Raw genomic sequence first — 24,193 nt, 5'->3', positions numbered from 1 at the left:
CCGCGCCATTCCCGCCGGTCGTCGGAAATCCGCCCAGGCTTCCGTCCCAGCCGCTAATCCTGCGGCATTTCGTAGGCATGGAGCGCCGCGAGCAGCAGGCGCTGCTGTCCTGCGAAGGCGAAGGCCTCGAGTTGGAGAAACCGCACAGCGACGGGGTCGATCCGTTCCAGCACGTCCGCGCCGGAATGGTCGCGGCGTTCGATCAGGACATGCCACGGCTCGCTTGGCTCCCTGCGGCCCGAAACCCGGAATCCGCTGGCGAAATTCGCCGCATTCAGGAACCGCAGTCCGATCGCGCCGATCGTCCGCTCACGACCGAGATCGATCTCCAGCCAGTGCGGGAATGGGCTCTCGTTCAGCGCCGCGGCATATCCGTCAGCGTCCCGCCGCAGGGCGGCCGCTGCGCCGTTAGGGTCCGGATTAAACGGCGACGACGCGACGACCCGGGAGCCGGATCCGCCTGTCGAGACGTCGTGCATGAGATGGACGCCGAGTCTTTGCCGCTGCTCCGCCGACGTTGGCTGGCCGGCTCGATCCCCTGTTGCGGCCGTTGCGGCCGTTGCGGACGCGAAGACGCGAAACGATGAGAGGAGCAGGCGATTTTGGACGCCGGCGAAGGAGAAGGCGATCAAGCGCAGGAATCGCGCCGCCCCGGCGGGGAACCGCTCTCGAACGCGTTGCGCGGAATTGTGCGAGCGTTCGACGAGAATTCGCCATGGCCGGTTTACCCCGTCGCGGCAAAGCACGGAGAATTCCTCCGGAACGCTGGCGGCAAGAAAGCCGATCTCCACCGCCTCGATCGCTTCGACGCGGCCGAGATCGATCTCCACCCAGCATGGCGGAGCGCCATCCGCCAAGGCTGCGGCATATCCGCCGGGTTCGGCTCGCAGCACCGCGTCGGCATCGTTTGGCCGCTCGTGGAACGGCGACGAACCGACGATCGACGCTCCACGCGAGGCCAAGGCGATATCCACGAGGCGTCTGCCCGGCGGGTTTCCGAAAACCGATGACGCAACCGCCGGTGCCGAGCACGGGAAAATCCGTTCCGGCGGAGGACGGTCGATCCAGCGCAAATCCGGTTCGCAGGTGCCGCGCACGCGTCTGGTTCCGATGTCCGTCGTGTGCGATGATGCGAGGAACGAGTGGCCCTGATCCTTCGTCATGAGGTCGGCCAACAGGGGCGTGTCCGCGAAGCGCCGCGCGCAGCGCGCTGCAAGACGCTTCTCGATCGTCTGCCAGAACTCGATTTCCCAGTGCTGGAAGTCGCCGTGCGTGAATCGTCGGAACTCGCTGACATCATAAGCGGCCTCGCAGCCGAAATCGTCGGCACATGCAATCGCGGCGAAGAGGGCTTCGAGACCGAATGCGACGGTGACGTCGGGGGCGCCGAGGTTGCCGATCGCAGCGATAAAGGTCGAATTGACGTCGATCAGATGCCGGCACCGATCGCGGAACGCCTCCAATTCGCTCTCGACGGCGATGTCCGCTCCGAGCCGCGCAGCTAGAACGTCGGCCGGCGCTCCGAGACAGCCGACGAGAACGGCGAGAAGGCTGCGCGCTTCGGATGGCTTCTGTGCAAGCTGTGCCGCACTGGGGATCCAGTCGGCACGATGGTCGGTACGGCCCAGGCGCAGGACGTTCGTGCCGTCCCGCCGCCGCTGGAGAACCGGTGCCGTGGTCGCGTCGTCGGACTCGCGGATGCCGATCACGACGACATCGTGCGTCGCCGACAAAGAAGAAACGAAGCGTTCGATCTCGGGATCGCCGATCGGATCCTTCGCCGAAAGCAGGTGGGCGACAGGCTTGGGCGCCGGACCGGGCGGCCTTGCGCGGCGGCCCTTCGTGGCCAGACACTCATCGATCGCATCGTCCGCTTGCGAGACGAATGTCTCGTACCAATAGCGGGGGGCAAGAACGATCTCCTCGAACGCCCGGTCCGCCATTCGCCCTTGCGCCGCTTCGTCCCTCAGAAAGTCGATGATGGCACTGGGATCGACGAGATCGCGAGCCAGCGGAAAGTAGTGCTCGCCAGGCCGGAAGATGCCGGAGTAACGCCCCTCGTACAGGAGTTGCGCCGCGCCCATCGCCGCCGCCTCGAAGTGGCGCGGCGAAATCTGCGCATAGTCGACGTTGCCTTCGAAGGAGTGGAGGAATTCCTCGTGCGCTCGGTCGTAGTAGCGTTGCGACCAGGGGTCCTCGTTTCCATGCCGTGCCTCGTAGGCCGAGCACCGGATCCCGACTTCGCCGTCGAAATCGAAGATGTTCGAACCCGACTCGACGCCGAGCACGACGTTCGACGCGGCGAGGAATTCGCTCCAGGCCTTCCCGGAAATGCGGTCCTCCCACCGGCTGGAAATGTCGCACCGGATGTCCGCATGCTTGGCCAGCAAGGCGGACATCTGGTAGCCGATCCCACGTTTCTCGTATCCCAGCCGCCCGAATGCGAGCGGCTGAAGGGAGCCGCGATAGGTCAGGGCGAACCGCTTGTCCTGCCGGCGGAAACCCTGGCGCATGGCAGGCGCGACATAGCCGGTCAGCGTCTGGAACAGACGCGCGTCTCCGATCAGGGCGCGAGGATATATCTTCTCCTGCTCGCGCGGCGGCACGCAGGTCATGACGAGATCGAAGCCCTTCGCACGTACCAAGCCGGGCAGACGCCCGGACAGCACCTGTTCATCCTGCTTCATGAGGATCTTGACGCCGTCGAATTCGGCCAAGCCGCGAGGGAGAAGCGCGTCCAGACCCTCGACGATCGATGGATGGTAGCTGACGGTCGGATGGACGATCACTCCATCGAACTCGCGCAAAGCCAGCGTGGAGGGCAGAAGTACCTGGCCCGCGCGCCCCGGCCAAAGGTTGAAGAGAACAATCTCGTGGCGGCTGTGGCGCTGCCACGCCTCGATGCTCTGAGGGATGGTCTCGATGCCGTTCGGATCGAAATAGGCTACGATCAGCAGGCGCGCATCGCGCTTGCCGAAGGGTCGCGATCCGAAAACGGGCTTCGAGGTCATGCGCCTGGCGAGATTGCTCGGGGAACGCTGTCGCGCTCGCGGGTTCGAATGGCGACGATCAATGCGGTCTTGCAGTCCGCGCGGTTTGCGTAGCCAGCAACTCGCTATAGATACCGAGCAGGCGCTCCGCAATCCGGGCGAATTCGAAGTTCGCGACGGCGTGGGCGCGGATCCGCTCGCCGTCGAAGCCGTCGATCCGCGAGGCCATTCGCTGCAGGCCGATCGCGATGTCTTCGGCCGAAAGGCCGACGCGCTCGCCGTAACTCCCGTTCGTCACGTATTCGGCTGGACCGCCGCAATCGGTCGCCAGAACCGGCAGTCCCATCGCCATCGCCTCCACTCCGACCACGCCGAAGGTTTCGGTTTCGCTCGAGATGACGAGAAAGTCGGCTCGTTCCATTTCCCGCCGGACGCCTTGGCGATCGGCGCTCGGCAGGAAGGCGACGAATGCCTCGATGCCCAGCGCCTTGGTCTGCGCGCGAAGTGCCTGCTCCAGTTCTCCGCCTCCCAGGATCCGCAGCCGCAGTCGCGGTGCCCGCCGCCGCGCGATGGCAAAGCCTTCGAGCAACCGGTCGACGCGCTTGACCGACACGAGGTGTCCCACCCAGAGCACGTCGATTCGGGCCTCCGCGGTCTCCGCGGCCTCCGGTCTTGGCAGCGCTCCATCGGCCGGCGTATCGCGAAGTGGGCCTTCGCCGATTCCGTTCAGCGTCGCCAGTTCGACGATGTGCGCCAGATCGTCGCCCGTGACGGCTCTGTCGCCGACCCGCCGGAACCCTTCGCGCAGTCCGACGATGAAGTCCGACAAGATCAACTCTTGGCGAGCCCTTCCGAGCAGTTCTGGCCACGACATGCCGTACAGGCCTTCCTCAGCGGCAGGCATTTCGCGATCGGGATCGAAGAAGCGCGTGTCGACCCCATTCGGCACGACATCGATCCGGGTCGGAACGATCTCGGGCAGCCGCGTCACGATCTCCTTCTTGAGCGCTCCGCTGACGGCGACGATCCGATCCGCCGCCTTCATGCCGGCCAGCGTGTGCATGCGGTAGAGCGGCTTGTCCGTCACGATGGAGAACGGCCCCGTATGCTCGGTCAGCACCATCGGCGCCGAGCGATGGGCGGCAGCGGCGGCGGCGGCGCGGCCGTCGAGGAAGGCCGTATGCGAGTGGACCAGATCGTACGGGAAATCCGCGGCGATCCAAGCGAGCCGTGCAGCCAAGCCGCTTCGGTAGATCCATGAATACATCCAGGGCCGCGCGAGGGCACCGGCGAAGTACGGAAATTCGATGAGCGGAACCCCGTCGTGCGAGGTCCATTCCGGCCGCCGCCTGCGCTCGCCCAATTCATGGCGGAAGAGGCGGAACGCATGACGCGGGCGCCGCCCGGACAGCCAGAGCGGGCGGCCGGTCACGACGCGCACGTCCGCACCCGCCGCCCGGAGGGCTTTCACCTGCTCGTGGACGAAGATGCCCCCGACCGGATGATGCGCCGAAGGGTACATGTTTGATACGACGAGGATCTTCATGACTTCCCGGGAAGCGGTGCGGAGTGTTCGCGGCGTAGAAGGCGTCATCGACCGCGATCGAGACCTTCATAGATCCGTATCAGCTTCTCGCCCTCTACGACCCAATTCAACTCCTGCCATGCTCTTCCAAGGTTCGTCCGGCTGGCGGCCATGCCGTCGGCGTCCGTCGCCGCGACGGCCAGGGCCGAGGCGAACGCATCGACCTTTTCGAGATCCGCAAGCCAGCCGATCGAATATCCATCGACGATGTCGCGAAGGTAGGGCAAGTCGCTCGCAACCACGGGAATCTGCGCCGCGATGAACTCGAACAGCTTGTTTGGACTGCAGTAGCGGTGCATCTCGTCGACGGCGCGGTACGGCACGATGCCGACGTCGCACAGCGAGGTGATTTCGGACAGGACCTCGTTCTCGATCCTGCCAAGGAAGATCACCCGATCCGCAGCGCCGACTTCTGCCGCCAGGCGATGGAGGGAGGCCTCGTATTCGCCGTAGCCGACCACGACGAGCTTAACACCGTCGCGCTGACGTGCCGTGGCCTCGATCATCGGTTCGAGGTTCCGCTCTGCCGACAGCCAACCTTGGTAAAGAAACAGGAAATCGTCGGGAGGTAGCGCCTTGGCTATCCGGCGGTCTCGGCGTTGCCCTGCGTCGAGGTCGGCCGCGGTCGCGACCGGCGGCTCGCAGGCATTCAAGATGACTTCGGGCGGCTGGATTCCGTGCGCGTCCGCCATCATCCCGGCGATGTAGGGATTGACGGTGATGACACTTGCGCAGCGGCGAACGAGCGCCTTTTCCTGCCGTAGATAGCGCTTCTGGTCTTCCGGCGCGAAATGCGACTGGATCGGATAGAACTCATGCGAGTCGTAGACGAGCGGCACGTCGCGACGCGCGGCGGCCATCGCTCCGCACCGAAGCATCGGGAAGTCATGCACGTGCACGACGTCGAAATCGTGCTCCATCGCCTTCTCCAGAACGAAGGCTTCGAAGGCGTTCGGACCGTCCGAAAGGCGTGTCAGAAGGCGGACGGGAGGCCAAAGGTATCGTGCGGCCTGCCTGCCGACGCGATCGTTGAGAACCGCGCGTCTGCGGTCCTGCCAATCGTAGCGATAGCGCTTGATGCGTATCGGCCCATCCTCGTAGGCGTCCGCTTGCCGGCACTCGAATCCGCTGAGAAGTTCGATCCGATGACCGGCTGCGGCAAGCGTCCGCGCCTCCTGAAGGATGCGGCGGTCGATCATCTGCGCGTCCGGCGAGAGCATCAGGACATTCATGAGCACCTTTCCCGGATGTAGTTCCTGACGCCATAGGGATCGCTGCCCTCCGCAGGTCCCAACTGCAGTGGCGCTGGCGAGGTAAACTCCCGCCGAGAGATCGTGTTGTCGCAGGTATGCCGCCAATGCAGCTCGCTCGGCGGTGCTATAGGAGTGGCCTTCGAATAAATCAATCGAACCTGCCGAAGCCGCTCACCACAGCCGTTCGGACGCGCGCCCGCGTAGATTGACGCATTCGCGGAATGCTGTTTGAACGAAGCAGCTCGGAGGCTTTCTCGCCGGATCCTCGCGAACATTCTTTCGCCGCGCGAGGATGCCAACGGCCGTCTTCTCCGGCGCCGAGCTTCGCATCGGTCATCGATCGTCGAGTATCTTCGTCGTCCGGGCGAAATTGGGAGGCTTGGTCCTTGCTGCGCGCGCTTCTTGCGGTCTTTCTCGTCGTCGTGGCAGGAGCCGCCTCCGGGGCGGACCTGAACACGTCCGCGCTACCGAGGCAGAGTTATGTCGGCAAACCCTTGCGGATCGTTCTGGGCAACGCGGCAGACGACCATGAGTATCGCGTTCTCAGCAAGTCGGCGAACGGCGATTGGAACTGGAATGCGACATGGTCGTCGAGCCACGTGCTGGAAGTGAGGCCGGAGCAAGCCGGCCTCCTGTTCCTTGGCATCCAATCCCGGAAGAGCGGGGGGGCGGAGGTCGAGCTCAACCGATATCTGGGGCAAGTCAAGATCCTCGATCCGACAGCCGCAATGGATGCGCTGTCCCGGCCGCTCGATCGGCTGACGATGCTCGATCTCGACTCCAAGGTCAGTTCGATGGCCAGCGAATCGCAATGGCGCACCGGGATAGACACGCCGCGCAAGTTTGCCGACGTCGTGCGCGCCTTGCCGACGGACGATGCGCGTCTCGCGGTTGCGACGACGTCGAAGGAAGGGATCTTCGCCCTGAACGCCTTGCAGTTCGTCTCCGGCCTCTGGCACTACGGCAACTACGATAATATCCGAACCGCGGGCTGCGCGGCGCTGAACGAGCGCCAGTCCAAGCCGCAGATTTCTCTGAACTTCGACGACTACCTGAACTCTCCGATCGGCTGCTGCACCGATTACACGATCGTGCTCGGATCGGCGCTTGAAGCGGCCGGCATCGAGTCGCGGGTCATCGCGACCGGAACCCACATCTTCAACGAAGCCTATTTCGACGGTCGCTGGTGGACTTTGGACGCGAACATCGGGATCGCCTACGATGCGCCTTGGGATGTCGTCACCGACGGCATCACGCAGGTCAAGGCGTTCCGCTTCTCGCATGCGGGAACGCAGGCAGGCTCGCAGGTCTACAGCGATGCCGTCGCCGATTTCCGGCAGGTCATGGTTCTAGTGGCGGCATCCGGATTGATGTACGACTTCACGCGCACCGCGTTCGACGAATGGAAGAAGGACGTGGCGTCGTTCTGAGCCGTCATGCCGGCAGACCGTCCTCCCTGCGCTGGGTCGGTTCGCTCGGGCTTGCTTGGCAGGCGAACGCTGGAGGCTTGTGTGGAAGGGGCCGACATGGGAATAGGCCGTGTCGCCGCGACTGTTCCCGATGGCGAATGTCGCCGTAGCGGGTGAGAAGGAGAGACGCGAAGCCAGAGCCGTCCATCGTCTGACCCGTGGTTGACATCATCACGAGACGTTCGGTCATGGTCGACGCGGCGGACAATGTCGGCGGCCGGCAGGATGTGGGCAGGCTTACCCAAGTCCGTTCGAGCGCTGACAGGCCGGGGGCGTTCCCGCTGCTTGCGGACGACCACGGGTGTGGCTGGCGTGCATCCGGCGAAGCGGTTCCAGCCGACTTTTGGAAACGAAACCTTCGTGTCTCAAGGAACAAGCGAAGAAGCGGATCGACGCTCGGGTTCTTCCGCTCGCAAGCACGATCGAAGGGACCACGTCTGAAGAATACGCTGGATCGTCTGGCAAGAGATTGTAGGGGAACGAGCATATTGGAAACGCGAAACGAACGCGATGGGTCGTTGGGACAGGAGTCTACGAAGACGCTTTTCCAGGAGATTCATCGTCTATGCCATGTCGAGGGTCTTTATCCGCTCGGCTGGATCGAGCGCACCGAATGCCCGTGTTGCGGTGCGAGCCGCTTTCAGGAAGCCTTCAAGAAACTCGGCATACGCCATAGCCGTTGCGCCGAATGCGATTACGTCTGCGTCGATCCCTATCCGCCGCCGCAGGTGATGGAAGTCCTGTATTCTGGCGACTACTACACGCGCATGCGGGAGTTCTACGAACTTCCCCGCCTGCGTGACCAGGGCATAGGTTCCGCCTATTCGGCCCCTGTCGAACTGCTCGATGCGCTGATCGCCAAGGGAACCGGTGGACGCGAGTCCGGTGCCTGGCTGGACGTGGGAGGCGGCCTCGGCGCCTTCGCCAGTTTGGTGTCGCGGCGCGCGCCCGGCTGGAACGTTTCCTTGAACGAGATGAACGTCAAATCCATCGAGATCGCGCGCGATCTCCTGAAGCTCGACGTCCTACCCGAAGACTCTGCAGTTCTACGGGCCGAGGGCCGGGAATTCGACGTCGTCTCTTCCATCGCCGTTCTCGAGCACGTCGTGGACCCCGTCGCATTCGTCAGCGACTATGCGGCCCTTCTGAAGCCGGGCGGTCTTCTCATCACGGTCGTTCCGCATTTCACGCGGCTTAACGTACACGTGTCGAAGGCCTCGAACTCGAACGTCGTGCCGCCGTTCCACCTTTCGCTCTTCGGCGCGGACAATCTGGAGCGCCTGCTCCGGCGCACAGAACTCTTCAGCGGGTTCGAGACCATGCAGGGCGGGGGCGCGAGTTTCACGCTGATCGATCATGCCGAACACTGGATGTACTGGGACAGTCTGCTTCCCGATGCCGACCACGCCGAAATCCGCACGGTGCGAACGGAGGAATATCCTCTTCCTCTCAACATCGTCCTGAACGCGTTGTCGCTCGCCGTTCCCGTCACCAGCGAGTATTTCGCCGCGACCGACGGCATGGCACACCTCGCCATCTGCGCCACCAGGAAGAACGTAACTCCCTTCGGGAAGTAACGGAACCGAGAAAGGGAGCAGGTCGCCGCCCGCGACGGGCGTGCGTCCGTGGAGATCTAGAGCATGGGTATCGATTTCTGGGAGAACGAGATCGACTCGGTCGTGATGCTGACCTGGTCGGACTGGAAGACTGAACCTCGAAGCAACCGATACCACTATGCGACGCGTTTCGCACAGCGCGTGCCGGTATTCTTCGTTCAGCCCGACTCTCCGTCTTCCAAGACTTGGCTGGAAAAGATCGCACCGAACATCACTCTTGTCCACGCGCCCATGATCTACGACGTACGGGCGGCGAAGAGTCTGGCGTCGGCGCTGTACCAGGCTGGCTGCCGCAAGCCGATGCTCTGGATCTACAATATATTCTTTGAGGAATATATTCATCGATCGAATGCGCTCGTCCGCGTCCTTCACGCGACCGAGGACTACTTCACCAAGCCGGAGGGTTGGGCGGTCGCCGATCCCAGTATCCGCGCCCCGCTGATCCGCGTCCTCGCGGACGTCGATCTCCTCGTCGCGGTTTCCCAAGGCGTGCTCGACAGCTACGTAGGGGCTGGCGGCTACAAAGGCACGACGCTGCTCCTCGAGAACGGCTGCGACTCGAAGTTCTGGCTCGAAAGTGGAGCGTATCGTTTCGACGCGCCGCCGGACGACAGGCCGGTCGCTCTGTTCCAAGGTGGGATCAACAAGCGTCTCGACTTTCCGCTGCTCATCGCGCTGGCCAAGCGCCTGCCCGAATGGCGCTTCTGGTTCTGCGGTAACGAGAACGCCCAGGACACGGGCTGGGACGAATTGCGCTCGCTCCCCAACGTCCGATACTTCGGCACGCAGAGCGTGGAAGGCATTGCGTTCCTGGCGCGCAAGTCGAGCGTAGGGCTGATCCCCTTCCAGCAGGACGAACTGATCCGCCGCTCGCTGCCGCTGAAGGCCTACGAATACGTCGCTTGCGGCATGCCCGTCGTCAGCGTGCCCATCGATGCCTTGGCCGCTCGGGATGATCTGTTCAGTTTCGCCACCGATGCCGAGTCCTTCGCCCGCAAGCTCGAGGAGGTGCGAACGAGCCGCAGCGACGATGCGGCCGTCGAGCGCCGTTTGGCCGCCGCGGCGTTCGAATGCTACGAGAACCGTTTCACGCTCCTGAACGAAACGCTGCAGCGCTATGCGGAGAAGCGGGCCGGCCGGCAGGTTTTCGGATACCGCTACAACGTCCTCGTGCTGTATGACGACCTTTATTCGACGCATGTGCGCGCCATCACCGAGCACCTGGAAGCTTTCCAGCGTTACAGCGGCCACCAGATAACTTTCCTGGCTGCGACGGGAACGATCCTCGGTGTGGATGATGTCGACGACACGATCGACTTCGGAATGTTCGACGCGATCGTCGTTCATTACTCCGTCCGCGTTTCCATCGAGGACCATCTCTCGAAAGGCATCGCGCGCGCGGTGGCAGCCTACGATGGGCCGAAGATTCTCTACATCCAGGACGAATACGAGAACACCGAGATCGCCCGGCGCTGGATTGAGCGCCTGAAGCTGGACACCATCTTCACGGTAGTTCCGCTCGGCGAGGTCGAAAAGGTCTACCCGCGCCAGCGTTTTCCCGACGTGGATTTCCAGCCGACCCTCACCGGCTACGTGCCGGAGGATGTTTCGATCGACGATTACGTGATGCCGCTAGCCGAGCGTCCCATCGCCATCGGCTATCGCGGCCGCCGCCTGCCGCACCATTACGGCATCCTGGGTCAGGAGAAGTACGAGATCGGCATCGAGGTGCGCAAGCGCGCCGCACCGCACGGACTGCCTGTCAACATCGAGGTCGACGACTCCAAGCGCATATACGGCAGAGGTTGGTATCGCTTCCTCGGTTCGTGCCGCACCACGCTCGGCACCGAGAGCGGCTCGAACATCTTCGACGACGACGGCGAACTGAAACGTCTCTCGATGCTCTACTCCTCCTGGGACTTCGCGACGTTCGCGGAGAAATACCTCGGAGCGCACGAGGGAAAGGTTCGAATGAACCAGATCTCGCCAAAGATTTTCGAGGCGATCAGGTTGCGAACGGCTCTCATTCTTTTCGAGGGCGAATATTCCGGCGTGGTTCAGCCGGACGTTCATTACATTCCGCTGAAAAGGGACTACTCGAACTTCGATGAGGTCGTTCGAAAAGTGCGGGATGTCGGCTATCTGGAGGAACTAACCGACCGGGCCTATCGAGAGATATTCGAGAGTGGCCGCTGGAGCTACCGCGCGTTCGCGGAAGATTTCAGCCGATACCTGTCGCGCCGCCTGTTGGGTCGCCCGCCGCGGGCTTTCGTGGTGAGCGCGCCGGTGATCTCGTTCCACGGCGGAAAGTCACCGACGACGCTGTGGCCCGAAGTCGCCGTGCATGGTCTGGCGAGCGATCAGGTGCTCGGCGTCACCACGAAGCGCGCCGACGTCCGGGCCGCGGTCGCCGGTCTCGAAGGTCCGATCCACATCGTTTCGGGCAGCGAACCTTCGACAAACCGGGCTCGCGCGCAGGACGGGGCGTTCATCGCGGCCGCGACGCCGTCGCATCCGCGCCCGAACGACATGGACAGCATTCTGCGGCCGTTCGTGCCAGGAGGTTACGCAGCCGCTCTCGACCACGCTCCGCTGCCGCATTTCGTCGAGATCGATCTTGGGGCGCTTCGAGCGGTGAACTTCATCAAGATCGAGTGGTTCGACGACGTCAATCGCGGCATCGACTACTTCATCGACGTTCGCTCGTCGGACGAAGAGAGCTGGGAGCGGATCGCAGATGTCGAAGCCAATGGCATGATCGAGCCACCCTATCCAATGCAACCGATCTGGATCCGGCACGTCCGGTTGACTGTCACGAAGTTCGGCGGACAGCAACGTATGCTCATCCGCAGAATCGAGATCGAGGAGGCCGCGCATACGGAGTGACGATGGCGCAACGTCGCCCTCGAACTCAACTCCGATGCCTATGCAACGCGCCGCCGCCGCAGTCAGCCAGAACGCCCGGCGGTCGACGTACAGCGCCTTAATGGAAAGGTCGAACCATCTGAAATTCGTCAGCGCTGATGGCCGATCATGCTCCTTCCACGTAACTTCAGGGTGACGCGGCGTCCGAGTTTCAGAAGTGGGTAGAAGACGCTCGCGGCAAACTTGTTGGAAAAGACCGCTTTATTAACGGTATTGAACCAAGTACTGTCCGTCGACAAGGTCGCCAGAAGATGCGCCGCATCGCTGCCGTGGCTGACGGTACCCTTCCAAACAAACAACATCCCCTCGTCGAGATCGTGGCCTTGGCGCTGAAACTCGAGGATACGTGGATCTCCAGACCTGGCATCCAGCAGTTCGACGGGACCGACCGTTTCGCGAAGCCGGACGAACTTCACGTAATTCTGGCAATAAACGCATTCGCCATCGTATATTATAAGCGCTTTATCGGTCATGGTCAGGCTCAACGGTACATCACACCACCCGAGAAGTCATACGAACGACCGCCTTTCTCGTGAACCCTAATCACGACCGGATACCAGCCGACCGGCAGCGAAGTCGCGAAATCGGAGTCGACGGTGAACTTGGTGCCCGTCCACCGGCCCTTCGCTTCGATATAGGGTCCGATCCGGTAGTTCTTCCAGGGATCGTTCGCCAAGAGGATTTCGTACTGGTCTACATCCAAGCCGGAGCTGCTGACCAAGATTGCGGTCGCCATACCATCGAGCTTTACTTGGCCCGCAGCGGAAATGAAGCGATCGCCATTGTATTCCCAGCGTCCGATCAGGGCCTTCTGACCGGGAACGAACTGCACGCGTTCCGGATAAGGCGGGATATCGCGGATTGAGGTGTACTGGTCGAGCGCAACGACATCGCTTGCGCGCAACGAGTGGCTGCAATCGTCGATGACTGCGCCATGTGCGGATGCGATCGTATTCCTCGCCGCCACGATCTCCCCGGCCTGTACCCTGAGCTTTTCCTCTACGGGGGTGCCGTTGCTGAAAGCGGTGGCAAAGCCCTTCGCAATAGCGGGGTAGCAATTGTAGTTTTGTGAGGAACCATCCCTGTAATGCAGAGTCAGTTCGCCATAAGCAAACGGATAATGATGATGGTCTGAGTAAGGTCTCGTGGCTGCTACGTTGGAATAAAAGTTCATCGACGAGAACGGGTACAAGATACTCGAACCGCGGTCGTCATATCGTACGCCGATGACAATCAGATTGGAAAGCATGAAGGCGGCACCGAAGGATAAGATCCAGGCTATCCCCGTCACTGGAGCCTCCGGCCCCACGAGTCGGAGTTCGAGCCCTGCAGCTGCCAGAAAATATTCCCAATCGACGAAGGACACCGCGAGTATGATCCATTCAGGATTCCAAAATCCCATAACTTCTTTCAGCAGGCATACGCCTCCGATGAAGACGAGACCTTCGGCCAGCCGAACGAACGGTCTGTTCATTGAAAAAAGGGCAAGCATCGGCAGGGCCTGCGTCAGCAGGTGGCCGAGCGCGGCGAGTTTCCATAGCCATGGATTGTTGGCCAGCATCTCGACCTGCCAAGGGAGCGGCTTGCCGTAGATCAGCCACGGGAGCGAGATCGAGTTCCGCAGATTGTCGCTGAAAGCCCAAGAGAGGGTGTACGTGAATTCCGGTGTTGACCACTTCGCGTAGAAACCGCCGAAATAGACTGCTGACGTTCCGAACAGTCCGAGGAGCACCGGCCAACGGTAGGTGGCGCGATCCGTCCGGATCCTTCGGCCCTGAAGATACCGAGTCAGAACAGCATCCAGCGAAAAGACGTCCCCAGCTCGGCCGAACATCATGCCGATGCCGGCGAGCAGTCCCGAATTGTAGGGATGCGACCACAGCGGCTCCCATGAAAACAGCATGGCGCCCAAGAATATGTTGGACAGCACGCTGACTATCATGGCAGGCCGGGTGGCCAAACCGACTATGGCGCACAGGGTCGAGACTTGCGCCATGACGAGGATGGCGAGCAAGACAGAAGGGGAGGGCGGGACGGTCGAGAACAGTAGATAAACCAGCGATTTCGCTTGGTAGGCGGCGACGTTGACGTTTTGATAGTAAGTTTCCGTTCCGAGGCCGGCGGTTCGGGCCGCTCTGTACACATGCAAGTACAGGTAACTGAAAAGACCGATGCGGCAGATGGCTACCTGATAGGCTCCGCCGAGCGGGAACAGATAATTTCGTATCGTGCGTGACGATGCCTGCCAGATCGCGACCCGCTCCTCCGGGGTCGAGATCGACGTCATGTAATCCACCTATGGTTGGGTTTGGTTCGTGTCCGTACGATACGGAAGAAATGGCGTCAATCTTTAGTATTGCCGTCGCTGGCTGCAACGCTCCCAAGGAGACAACAGTGCGCCGGAATCGTCAGTGAAATGCGTCGACGCCGGCCGCCGGACCCTTCTCGAAGGAAGGTTGGCGATCCGTCACCCTACGAGTGCAGCGCCGTCGCGAGCGGGCATCCGCGCAACCCCGTCTCTCGCGAGCGCCTCGTAGGCTGAGACCATCTTGCGGCTTTCCTCTTCCCAACACAACTCCCGGGCCGCCAGAAGAGCGTTCTGCTTGGCCTTGTCGATCGTTTCTCGATCTAGACAATTGATCGCGGCGGCGATCTCCGTGGAGGAGGCGCCGCGGATCAGCGTGCCGAGCCGATACCGGTTCACGAGGGAAGCCATCTCCGGCAGGTCGCTGACGCACAGGGCAAGACCGGCCATCGCGTATTCAAAGAACTTGTTCGGCAGGGCGTAGCGATTGTGATTGGAGTGTCCGGGCAGAGCGAAGATGCCGACATCGAAGCGCGACGCCTCGCGTACGAGTTCCGTCATCGGAACGGCAGGCGCGAGCGTGACGCGGCCGACCACGCCGCTCCGTTCGATCTCCTGCTCCAGTTCCGCCCGGTAAGCATCGCTGATCGGGCCGCGAATGGTCAGGTCGAACTCCGATCGCCAAGCCGCGACGGAACGAATACAGGCTTCGAGACCGCGATGCTGCCACACCGCTCCATGGTAGAGAACGCGGATGCGTTCGCCCGTCGGGCGGAACGGATGTTCCTGATAGGTCGGGGTGCTGCGGATCGAAAGCGGCGTTCTGTCAAGGCTGTGGATCGCGGCGAGGCGCTCGGCGATCTTCGGCGAAACGGTGCTGACCACTCCGGCGTCCCGAATGAAGGCACCTTCGGTGAGGACACGCACCGGCTTCTGGACGAATCTCCACCGCTTGTCTTCGTAGAACTCCTCGGCGCACAACTCGTGCGTATCGTAAGCGTACGGGATACCGGCTTCCCTAGACAGACGTGCCACGACGGGCAAGGACGTCCAGTCGTTGCCCAGCCAGAGATCGACCTTTTCGCGGCGGCCCAGCGCGAGGAAATGCCAGAATATACTGTTCATCGTCCAGTAGACGGTCTCGGCGCGCTTAGGGTCAATGCGTACTGAGACCAATGATTGTTCGTAAGGCGACAGCGACAGGAGTTTCAGCTGGCCCGCCCTCGCGAGCGCACGGATCGCAAGCGCGCGAACGCCGCGGGTCGCATAGCCCGTGTCGGGCATGGTCGCATCCGGCATGCCATGGGCGACGCTCGACGGCACGACGCGCCAGTCGGGCGCCGCACTAGTGGCGCCATCCATGCCCAAGGCGACCACGTCCCAGCCGGCCTTGGCGAGGGCGTCGCCCTGGCGGCGAACCCGCGGGTCGTCGGCAATCACCGATTGGGATACGATGCCCACGCGCAGTTGCGCCATTGTCCGACTCCCTCAGGCGGCGATGCCGAAGCGCTCGCCCCAGATGCTCATGTTCACGATCCGCCAGAGCGTGAAATCCACCGGCCGCCGCCCTTCGAGCATGTCACCGACGAGACCGCGCGTCTCGTTCGCGTCGAAGAGCTCGGGAAAGCGTCGAAGGCTGGCCTCCACGCCGTCGTGCACCAGACCCTTGAGCGGTCCCCGGAACCATGCCTGTTCGGGCGTTGCGAAGCCGAGCTTGTCGCGACGCTCGCGCACCCGGTGCGGCAGCACCCCGCGCATCGCCCGCCGCAGCACGCGCTTCGTATCGCCGCCGACGATCTTGTGGCTGTTGCCGAGCGCCAGAGTGAACTCCACCAGGGGATGATCGAGGAAGGGAACCCGCGCCTCGATCGAATGCGCCATCGAATTGCGATCCTCCCAGTGCAGAAGCATCTGGAGGTTCGAGGCGTAGGTCAGGGTCAGGCAGAGGCTGCGTAGGTCCTCGACCGGCGGCAGGTCCAGCCGCTCGGTGGCCAGTGGGAACGCGCCCTTCGGGTTGCCGCTCTCTCGGATGGCGGGTCCGGACAGCCAGTCCCGAGCCGCAGGGGCGGGCACCGTGCCAGGCAGGCGCGCGGCGATCCGCCCGGCCATCTCGGTGGGCAGCAGCGGCAGAAGATACTCGCGTATCAAAGGTGCGATCGGCGTGCCATGGTAGCGTTTGCGCTCGAGGATCGTGCGGACGATCTGGCGTCGCAAGCGATCCTTCCGCAATCCGGCCATGTAGTAGGGGAAGGACCCGTGATAGCCGGCGAGCTGCTCGTCGGCACCCTGGCCGTCCAGCATAACCTTCACGCCGGCGCGTTTCGCTTCTTCGAAGACGCACCATTGCGCGAAGATGGAACTGGAGCCGAAAGGCTCGTCCTGATGCCAGGTGATGTCGACGGCGCGAGCAAAAACGTCATCCGCCCGCGGGAAAACGTAGTGCGGCCGGGCGCCTGTCGCCCGCACGACCGCCTCCATGAACGGCTTCTCGTCCACCTCCTTGTTCGGATAGCAGGCGGAAACGGTGTTGAGCCCCGCGCCACCTCCGAGTTCGCGCGCCATCACGCAGACGATGGCCGAGGAGTCGAGGCCGCCCGACAGGCAGGAACCGATCTGGACGTCCGATCGCAGATGCAGTCGCACCGACTCGTCGAAGAGCTCACGGAATCGCTCCGCCGCTTCTTCCTCCCCGATGTCGAGCGAACCGGCGGTCGCCGGATACCAACGTTCGATCCGCGTGCGGATCGAACGGCCCGCGATCGCGACTTCCGCGCATTCGCCGCCGCGCAACTGGCGCACGCCGTCGAACATCGTCTCCTCGGTATGATCGGAGATGCCTGCTCCGAGAAAGTCGTGGACGCGTGCGACATTCATCCGTCCCGTCCATCCGGACATGCCCAGGAACTGTTTGATTTCCGAGGCGAAGGCGATGCCGGCAGGGCCTTCGAAGACGTAGAGGGGTTTGATGCCGTAGCGGTCGCGCGCGGCGAACAGCGTCTTCTCCCGATCGTCCCAGATGAGGAAGGCGAACATCCCGCGCAGGCGCGACAGGCATTCCTTGCCCCAGACCATATAAGCGCGCAGCAGCACTTCGCTGTCGCTGTCTGAGACGAAGACCTCGCCTCGCGCCCGCATCTCCTCGCGAAGTTCGAGATAGTTGTAGATCTCGCCGTTGAAGACGAGCTGGAACCGGCCGGATGCGTCCGGCATCGGCTGGAGTCCGGCATCGCTGATGTCGATGATCGCGAGACGGCGGTGCCCGAGCGCCACCGGACCGCCGGCGCTGTCGAAAACCTGCCAGCCTGTTCCATCTGGTCCGCGGTGTCCGATCCGGTCGATGCTGCTGCGATCCGGCTCGAAACCGATGGATCCAAAAAGTCCGCACATGTCGTTTAGCTCGGCAACTATCGGTCGGCGTTCAGTTCTGAAGCGTGGCAGGCATGGCGGTCGGCATCAGTCGGTCCGACCGTCGGCCTCGCGCACGCGGATGCCGAGCACGCGGGCCTGTCCGACGGCCGACATGTTCCGCAGCCGGAACTGCGCCGTGTCGCGGAGCGGAACGAAGCTGTTCCGGGCTTTCACCGACTTGTCGCCCAAGTCGATGCCGCCGACCGCCGCATACTCGACCCCCTTGCCGATGCCGATTACCTGTATCCTGTCGTCGGCACCTTCGCCATGAAGAATCAACTCAAGCTCGTATCGATGGCCAGCCTCGAGTCCGAACAACGAAAGCGTCGTCGTTTTCCGTATCTCGCCACTGGCAAGTATGCTCGAATTGTATGAGACGTCGTTCAGAGGGTCGTCGTCGTTCAAGGTGTCGTTCGTCGCGGAAAGCCATTGCTTCGATAAAGTGTCGATATCGGCGATCTCGCGTGCGCCGATGCCGCCTTCGCCGTTCGACAGGGTAAGAGGTATGTCGAGGCTCAAGCTGAAGCCTTCTTCCCCCGTCGTGATCTGCTCGGCCACCTGATAGTTTTCCAAAGACATGAACTGGTGGTCGAACTTGCCGTCGAAGAGCTTCTGCAGCTTATCCGTGGCGAAGCTCATCGGCTCTTTCCGCGCCTGCAGAACGTGGCCGCCCAGGCTTCCCTTCGGATATCGATAGGCAACGTCCTGCAGGGAAAGCGCGTTGGCCTCGACCGATCCGTCCGGCGCGAAGTAGGCGCCGAAGGTCGGATCGAAAAGCGACCACCCTTGACCGACCTTGACCTCGATCGCCGTGTGATTTCCTTGATTGGGTATGTTGTAGAGTTCGGCGAAGCGCGTTTCGACGCCGATCGCTTCCAAAAGGCCGCGAAGCACGTATGAACGCCCGCCGCAAGCGGCGGTGCAGCGATCGAACAACTGGTCGGGGTCGGCGGGTTGCGTGCCATCCTCGCAGAAGGAGTAGACGGCCTGCGTCAAACGTTTGGCCTTCTCTTCCGTGGAATACGCCGTCATCGCCTCCGACGACCCAGCATGTCGCTGAAACCAACTGCGCGCCGCAGCGAGGCCGCTTTCCGGTATCGGATCGGCCGCGGCGCCGGCGCTCGGAAACAGCAACGACACGACGAGGAGGGAAACAACTGGGAACAGACCGGCGGCATGTCGACCCTTATGCATATCGTCCCACTTCCGGCACGAAATGACGGTGCTGCAGCATGCAGCGCAGGATCGTGTCCTTGTTCTCGCGGGTCCAGGCGACGGTGCGGGCTATGCCGGCGTCGTGGTCGACGGCGGCTTCGAAACCGAGCTTCGCCTTCGCCTTCGTCGTATCGGCGAAACGCTGGCCGGAGCGGTCCCAGTCTCGCGGCGGGGCGAGGGCGATCGGCGTCGCGTTGCCGGCATGGCGATTGATCCGCTCGGCGAGATCGCGGACCGTCGTCTCGACCCCCGAGCCGAGATTGTAGATCTCGCCGGGTTCGCCTCGAAGCGCCGCCGCCATCAGACCGCGCGCCATGTCCTCGACGAAGATGAAGTCGCGGGTCGCGATGCCGCCGTTCTCCACCGGCAGCGCTTCGCCGTGCAGAGCGCGCCAAACGAAGGTCGGTGTCACGTTGCGCCATACGGTATGCGCGGTGCCGCGCCAGCGGCCGGCACCGAGGATTTCGCCGGGTCCGTAGACGTTCTGGAAGCGCGCCTTCACGAATGGCAGGCCGTGCCGCGCCCAGTAGTAGTTGCCGTACATCTCGCCGACGAGCTTCGAGATGGAATAGGGACTGTCGTGGTAGAGCGAGACCGGCGCATCCTCGCGCGTCGCGCTGGCGCCCTCGAAGGTCTTCTCCGCCACCGCGCAGCCGGCCGCCGCGTAGACGACCTTGCGGAGCGAGCGGCTATCCTTCAGGCGTTCGAACAGCTTCAGCGTCGTCAGCGTGTTGTTGTCGTGGTCCGCGATCGGATCGGCGATCGAGGATTGGTTGCCGTGGAAGCAGGCGAGATGGAAGACATAGTCGAGATCGCCGCCGAGATCGCTTAGCACGCGCTCATCGGTGATCGAGCCCGATACCAGGTGCATGGCCGGATCGTCCGGAACGTTCACGGGATCGGCGGACAGGAAGTTGTCGACGATCGTCAGGCGCTCCGGACGGTCCTTCAGGATCGCCTTGACGAGATTCGAGCCGACGAAGCCCGCGCCGCCGACGACGAGGATCCGGGCGTTTTCGAAGGAAGGCATGGAGGGCGAGCTCATCGGGTGGCCTCGCCGTGACCTTCCGGCCGGCGGACATGGCTGTAGATCGTGGTGACGCCGTGCGTGTCGTACCAGGCGAGCATGCGCCGGATCGTGTCCGCGAAGGAATACCGCGGCCGCCAGCCGAAGGCCGCGATCGTCTCGGACGGGTCGAGAACCACCTTCTCGACGTCGTCCGGCCCAGCATCCACCTCCGGCACGTCCTGCTTCGGGAGGCCAAGATGCTGGACGACGATGTCGAAGATCTCGCGGATGGAATGTCCGGTCCCGGTCGATACGTTGAACCGCCCGGTCGGCGCCTCGTCCGCGAGGGCGAGATCGACGACGGCGAAGAAGTCCTCCATGTCGACGAAGTCCCGAACGGTGCGCGAACAGAAACAGCTCTTGCCGGCTTTCAGGCGCGTGTAGAAGGTCGGGATCGGCCCGATGGCGAGGCGCGGACCGGTGACGTTCGCCAGGCGCAACGAGACCCAGGGCAGCTTTGACATGGCGAGGTAGTTCTCGCCGGCCTGCTTGGAGATGCCGTAGCTCGTGAAGGGACGAGCCGGCGCCGATACCGCGATCGGGACCTGCTCGGGCCGGCCGTAGCCGAGCGCGGTGTGGAAGTTGAGAAGCCGCCGGACGCCCGCCGCCTCCGCCGCGCGCACGACATTGATCGTGCCGCCGACGTTGACCGCGTCGTCGGTCGCCCAATCGTCCGGATTCTTGTAGGCGGCGGCGCTGTGAACGACGTGGGTCGGTTCGAACTCCGTGAACACGTCGTCTACCGTCCATCGGTCGGAGACCGATCCCTCCCGCACCGTCAGGCGGTCGTGTTCGTCGGGCAGCGATGCGCGCTGGCCGGTCGCGAAATTGTCGAGCACGTACACCGCGTCGCCCGCGTCGATGAAACGCTCGGCGAGGTTGGAGCCGAGACAGCCGGCGCCGCCCGTGAGAAGGATGCGTCTCACCGCGAACCCTCGATCGGGCCCCGCGCCTCCTTCAGGTGGGTGTAACCGCCGACGACCCCAGCCGTCTCCCAGCGTTCGACGGCGGTCCGCGCGATGTCGTCCAACGAGGTGAATTCGACGTTGCCGAAATCCGCCATGAGGCGCGAGGGATCGAGGAGGATGGAGGCCGCGTCGTCCGGACCGAGCGGCCGAACCTCGGGTTCGGGGTAATCGTTCAACTTCATCGCCCGCACGACGGCATCGTAGAGTTCCTTGATGGCGACGTCCTTGCCGGAGGAGAAGTGATAGGTTCCGCGGCCCGCCCCATCGGCGGCGCGGACGACGACTTTCGCGAGGTCGCCGGCGTAGCAGAAGTCGCGCCGCGCTTCGGTGACGAAGCATTTCTGCCGCTTGGCGAGCCGGCCGTAGAAGATCGGCAGCGGACCGGAAACGTTGCGCTCGCCGATGACGTTGGCGAGGCGGAAGGTGACCCAGTCGACCCCGCTGAACTGAACGTAATGTTCGCCGCAGGTCTTCGAGATCGCGTAGGACGAGTTCACGGGGTCGATCGGATGATCGAGCGTGATCGGCGAGGTGAGAGGCTTGGTGCCGTAGCAGAGCGCGGTCTGGAAATAGACGAGCCGCTTGACGCCGTGGTCCTTGCAGGCCTTCGCGATGTTCGCCGTCCCGAGGGCGTTCACGAGCGTATCCGAATGCCAGTCGTCCGGGTCCTTGTAGGACGCCGCCGTATGGATCACGACATCGGGGCGAAAGGTTTCGAACTGCTCGGCGACGAGAGCCGGGTCGGCGATCGAGCCCTCGACGGCGGTCAGCCGGGGGTGATCGTCGAGGTTGTCGCGCCGTCCCGTCGCGAAATTGTCTATCGACAGGACGTCATCGCCCCGCGCGAGCGCCAGATTTGCTACGGTCGAGCCGACCTGGCCAAAACCTCCGGTCACGAGCAGCTTCATGGTATCTCCTGTGTTCTGCGTCCTGCCGCCCGCCTCAGGCAGCGGGCGCCACGATCTCGTCCATCCGGACCATGTTCTGATACTCGGCCGACCGGTCGTGGAAGAGCTGATGCCAGATCTCGAGCGACAGCAGCCCCCAGGTCTTGCGCGAGAACTGGCCGCCCGCGTCGAAGTTCTTCAGGATCGCGGCGTTGTCGAGGTAGGACCGGCTTTTGGCGGCTTGGTTCGAGAAGATGTCCTGCACGAAATCGCGCAGAGGGCCGGAGAACCATTCCTTGAGCGGCACCGGGAAGCCCATCTTGTCGCGCCGGTTCATGACGGCTTCGGGCAGGTGCGGCCGCGAGAACTCCTTCAGGAGATGCTTCATCCGGCCACCGGGAAATTTGATGTCGGCGGGGATCGTCGCGGCGAACTCGACGAGATCGCGATCGAGCAGCGGCACGCGCGCTTCCAGTCCGTGCGCCATCGACATGCGGTCCTCGACCTGGAGGAGGGCCGGGAGCAGGCACTTGAAATCGAAATGCGTCATCGAGTCGAAATAGGCCTCCTTGCGCACGTTGCGGACGGAATTGAAGACGCCCTTGTAGCGCTCCATCACGCCCGCCATGTCGAGCGCCCGCCAGTCGACCTCCTCCTGCATGTCGTTGGAGCGGCCGACGAGGCGGAAATAGCGCTCGTCGATATTGCCGAAGAGGCCTTCGGCCATGAACTGGCGCAGGAGCGGCACGTATTCCTGCAGCACGGCGAGGTTCGGAATGATCGATTCCGGCGTCACGACGAAGTTGCCGTTGCGATACGTGCCGTTGATCGACGCCTTCAGCGCCTGTTCGAGATACGCCACCAGATAGCGGGCGTAACCTCCGAAGATCTCGTCGCCTCCCTGTCCGCCGAGCACGACCTTGACGTGTTTGGCAGCCAGTTCGGACACCATGTACTGCGGGAAGGAGCCCGGACCGGCGACCGGATGGTCGAGGTGATGCATGACCTTGAAGATCGAATTCCGGAAGTCGTCGGCGGTGATCGCCGCCTGATGGAGTTCGATGCCCGCCTTCTCCGCCGCAGCGGCGGCGTAACGACTTTCATCATAGGCGGGAGACTCGAGGAACTTGCCATGAAAGCCGGAGCGGGCCGATTGCGGATGATCGCTGGCCAGTGCCGCGATCAGGCTTGAATCGATGCCGCCGGAGATGTAGGCGCCGACAGGCACGTCCGAGCGCATATGGCGCTCCATGCTGACGGCGACGATCTCCCGAAGCCGCTCTTCGAAGTACCGGGAGGTATGATTGTAGTCGATGTCGTAATGGACGTCCCAGTAGCGTTCCACGACCGCGCGACCGTTGGCGACGCGCAGGCGGTGGCCGGGCAGCAGGGTCTGGACGTGGCGGAAAAGATTGCCGGAACCGATCTGGTACTGGAAGGTCAGGTACTCGGCGAGAGCGTCCGCATCCGTCTCGATCTCCGGCAGAAACGGAAGAAGCGCCTTGATCTCCGACGCGAAATACAGCGTGCCCGCGACCTCGGCATAGTAGAACGGCTTGATGCCGAACGGGTCGCGCGCCGCCAGGAGCTCGCCGTCCCGCCAGATTGCGAAGCTGTACATGCCCTGCAGATGGTCGAGGCAGCCTTGCTGCCAGTGCGAATGCGCCGCGAGAATCGTCTCGGTGTCGGAATGGGAACGAAAATCCCACCGCGTCCGCAGCGTCTCGCGCAACTCGAGATAATTGTAGATCTCGCCGTTGAAGGTGATGACCGAGCCGTCCGCGCCGATCATCGGCTGGGCGCCATGCTCCGAGAGATCGATGATCGAAAGCCGTCGATGGGCAAGGCCGGCGGAGTGGTTCTTGGCCAGCCAGATGCCCTGGCCGTCGGGTCCGCGATGAGCGATGAGCGCGTTCATCACGCGCAGCTTTTGCGCCAAGCCATCGACCGGCACGCCGGTCAGCGACATGATCCCAGCTATTCCGCACATCGGCAGGCACCTAATTCGGAAAGGCCGGCCTCGTAACTCCGGCAGGCGGCCAAGCTATGACCCGGTGGCGAACCGCGCGAGCGGGACGAACGTCGCATGGCGGTTGCGGTAACGGCGGACATTTGTCAACCGGCGAGCCGCGGAATGCCCCATGTCCGCGCGCGTCAACGGCAGTCCTGCGAGGCTGCGAGGTTTGCGTCCCGTATGGCGCCGTCTCGAAGCGCCTGACGGCGAAAACAGACGGGTGCAACTGTCGCGCGGCTTGCGTTGACAATGCCGCAAAAGGTTTTAGAGGGTCGCGGCGGACCTGGCCTCGGTCGGTTATCTCCTGCCGCCGCGCTCGCGGCTTCGTCATCCCTCCGGTGTTAGTGAATGACCGCCGAGATCGCTGCCAACCTGATCGAACGCATACGAAACCGTGATTACACGGTGGGCATCATCGGTCTCGGCTATGTCGGTATTCCGCTGGCGCTGACCGCCTGCCGTGCCGGCTTCCGGGTGATCGGTTTCGAC

General features: G+C 63.1%; 15 protein-coding genes. 3 read left to right on the top strand and 12 right to left on the bottom strand.

Going from position 1 to position 24,193, the window contains the following annotated elements; all coding sequences use genetic code 11:
- Nucleotides 1–53 precede the first annotated feature (53 nt).
- From F6X38_RS22575 to F6X38_RS22565, 3 genes are read right to left on the bottom strand one after another with little or no spacing between them, the layout of a single operon-like run.
- Nucleotides 54–3,011: a glycosyltransferase family 1 protein gene (locus F6X38_RS22575; protein ID WP_150973882.1), complete on the bottom strand. Its 2,958-nt coding sequence runs from the start codon at nt 3,009–3,011 to the stop codon at nt 54–56.
- A 58-nt stretch (nt 3,012–3,069) separates the two neighbouring features.
- Nucleotides 3,070–4,536, bottom strand: coding sequence for a glycosyltransferase (locus F6X38_RS22570; RefSeq protein ID WP_161992890.1), 1,467 nt, complete (start codon nt 4,534–4,536; stop codon nt 3,070–3,072).
- Nucleotides 4,537–4,580: 44 nt separating this feature from the next.
- On the bottom strand, nt 4,581–5,774 hold the full coding sequence (locus F6X38_RS22565; RefSeq protein WP_161992889.1) for a glycosyltransferase: 1,194 nt from the start codon (nt 5,772–5,774) through the stop codon (nt 4,581–4,583).
- 440 nt (nt 5,775–6,214) lie between these two features.
- Between F6X38_RS22565 and F6X38_RS22560 the strand changes: the two genes are divergently transcribed.
- The 3 genes from F6X38_RS22560 to F6X38_RS22550 all read left to right on the top strand — a co-directional run bounded on the left by F6X38_RS22560 (nt 6,215) and on the right by F6X38_RS22550 (nt 11,799).
- A complete protein-coding gene (locus F6X38_RS22560; protein WP_150973876.1) occupies nt 6,215–7,258 on the top strand; it encodes a transglutaminase-like domain-containing protein in 1,044 nt (347 codons plus the stop codon).
- Nucleotides 7,259–7,455: 197 nt separating this feature from the next.
- Nucleotides 7,456–8,874, top strand: a complete 1,419-nt coding sequence (locus F6X38_RS22555) for a class I SAM-dependent methyltransferase (RefSeq protein WP_161992888.1) — start codon at nt 7,456–7,458, stop codon at nt 8,872–8,874.
- 63 nt (nt 8,875–8,937) lie between these two features.
- Nucleotides 8,938–11,799: a glycosyltransferase gene (locus F6X38_RS22550; protein WP_150973872.1), complete on the top strand. Its 2,862-nt coding sequence runs from the start codon at nt 8,938–8,940 to the stop codon at nt 11,797–11,799.
- A gap of 128 nt (nt 11,800–11,927) precedes the next feature.
- Here the strand turns inward: F6X38_RS22550 and F6X38_RS22545 are convergent, their stop codons facing one another.
- From F6X38_RS22545 to asnB (F6X38_RS22505), 9 genes are all read right to left on the bottom strand, one after another.
- Nucleotides 11,928–12,311: a DCC1-like thiol-disulfide oxidoreductase family protein gene (locus F6X38_RS22545; RefSeq protein WP_150973898.1), complete on the bottom strand. Its 384-nt coding sequence runs from the start codon at nt 12,309–12,311 to the stop codon at nt 11,928–11,930.
- 8 nt (nt 12,312–12,319) lie between these two features.
- Entirely contained in the window at nt 12,320–14,125 is a 1,806-nt protein-coding gene (locus tag F6X38_RS22540) for a hypothetical protein (RefSeq protein WP_150973870.1), read from the bottom strand.
- Between the two features lie 180 nt (nt 14,126–14,305).
- Nucleotides 14,306–15,619: a glycosyltransferase gene (locus F6X38_RS22535; protein ID WP_150973867.1), complete on the bottom strand. Its 1,314-nt coding sequence runs from the start codon at nt 15,617–15,619 to the stop codon at nt 14,306–14,308.
- 12 nt (nt 15,620–15,631) lie between these two features.
- The gene (gene asnB / locus F6X38_RS22530; RefSeq protein ID WP_150973865.1) at nt 15,632–17,530 is read right to left on the bottom strand and encodes an asparagine synthase (glutamine-hydrolyzing); all 1,899 of its coding nucleotides are present in this window, start codon (nt 17,528–17,530) and stop codon (nt 15,632–15,634) included.
- Between the two features lie 66 nt (nt 17,531–17,596).
- Nucleotides 17,597–18,745: a transglutaminase domain-containing protein gene (locus F6X38_RS22525; RefSeq protein ID WP_150973863.1), complete on the bottom strand. Its 1,149-nt coding sequence runs from the start codon at nt 18,743–18,745 to the stop codon at nt 17,597–17,599.
- Nucleotides 18,738–19,796, bottom strand: a complete 1,059-nt coding sequence (locus F6X38_RS22520; RefSeq protein ID WP_150973861.1) for an NAD-dependent epimerase/dehydratase family protein — start codon at nt 19,794–19,796, stop codon at nt 18,738–18,740. Before F6X38_RS22520 ends, F6X38_RS22525 begins: the two co-directional genes overlap by 8 nt.
- Nucleotides 19,797–19,807: 11 nt before the next feature.
- Nucleotides 19,808–20,761 (bottom strand): NAD-dependent epimerase/dehydratase family protein, encoded by a 954-nt coding sequence (locus F6X38_RS22515; RefSeq protein ID WP_150973859.1) that lies wholly within the window; start codon nt 20,759–20,761, stop codon nt 19,808–19,810.
- Nucleotides 20,758–21,711 (bottom strand): NAD-dependent epimerase/dehydratase family protein, encoded by a 954-nt coding sequence (locus F6X38_RS22510; RefSeq protein ID WP_150973857.1) that lies wholly within the window; start codon nt 21,709–21,711, stop codon nt 20,758–20,760. Before F6X38_RS22510 ends, F6X38_RS22515 begins: the two co-directional genes overlap by 4 nt.
- Nucleotides 21,712–21,745: 34 nt before the next feature.
- Entirely contained in the window at nt 21,746–23,680 is a 1,935-nt protein-coding gene (gene asnB, locus F6X38_RS22505) for an asparagine synthase (glutamine-hydrolyzing) (RefSeq protein WP_150973855.1), read from the bottom strand.
- Between the last annotated feature and the right edge of the window lie 513 nt (nt 23,681–24,193).

The organism is Plantimonas leprariae (genome assembly GCF_008802405.1).
Taxonomy (GTDB): domain Bacteria; phylum Pseudomonadota; class Alphaproteobacteria; order Rhizobiales; family Rhizobiaceae; genus Plantimonas; species Plantimonas leprariae.
The sequence above is the reverse complement of the archived record's forward strand: the minus strand, read 5'-3'. Positions and strand labels throughout refer to the sequence as shown.

Coding starts and splice junctions, on each gene's coding strand:
- F6X38_RS22525 (WP_150973863.1), bottom strand. CDS start 18,745: ATGCATAAGGGTCGACATGCCGCCGGTCTGTTCCCAGTTGTTTCCCTC.
- F6X38_RS22520 (WP_150973861.1), bottom strand. CDS start 19,796: ATGCCTTCCTTCGAAAACGCCCGGATCCTCGTCGTCGGCGGCGCGGGC.
- F6X38_RS22565 (WP_161992889.1), bottom strand. CDS start 5,774: ATGATCGACCGCCGCATCCTTCAGGAGGCGCGGACGCTTGCCGCAGCC.
- F6X38_RS22575 (WP_150973882.1), bottom strand. CDS start 3,011: ATGACCTCGAAGCCCGTTTTCGGATCGCGACCCTTCGGCAAGCGCGAT.
- F6X38_RS22535 (WP_150973867.1), bottom strand. CDS start 15,619: ATGGCGCAACTGCGCGTGGGCATCGTATCCCAATCGGTGATTGCCGAC.
- F6X38_RS22550 (WP_150973872.1), top strand. CDS start 8,938: ATGGGTATCGATTTCTGGGAGAACGAGATCGACTCGGTCGTGATGCTG.
- F6X38_RS22510 (WP_150973857.1), bottom strand. CDS start 21,711: ATGAAGCTGCTCGTGACCGGAGGTTTTGGCCAGGTCGGCTCGACCGTA.
- asnB (WP_150973855.1), bottom strand. CDS start 23,680: ATGTGCGGAATAGCTGGGATCATGTCGCTGACCGGCGTGCCGGTCGAT.
- F6X38_RS22570 (WP_161992890.1), bottom strand. CDS start 4,536: ATGAAGATCCTCGTCGTATCAAACATGTACCCTTCGGCGCATCATCCG.
- asnB (WP_150973865.1), bottom strand. CDS start 17,530: ATGTGCGGACTTTTTGGATCCATCGGTTTCGAGCCGGATCGCAGCAGC.
- F6X38_RS22545 (WP_150973898.1), bottom strand. CDS start 12,311: ATGACCGATAAAGCGCTTATAATATACGATGGCGAATGCGTTTATTGC.
- F6X38_RS22540 (WP_150973870.1), bottom strand. CDS start 14,125: ATGACGTCGATCTCGACCCCGGAGGAGCGGGTCGCGATCTGGCAGGCA.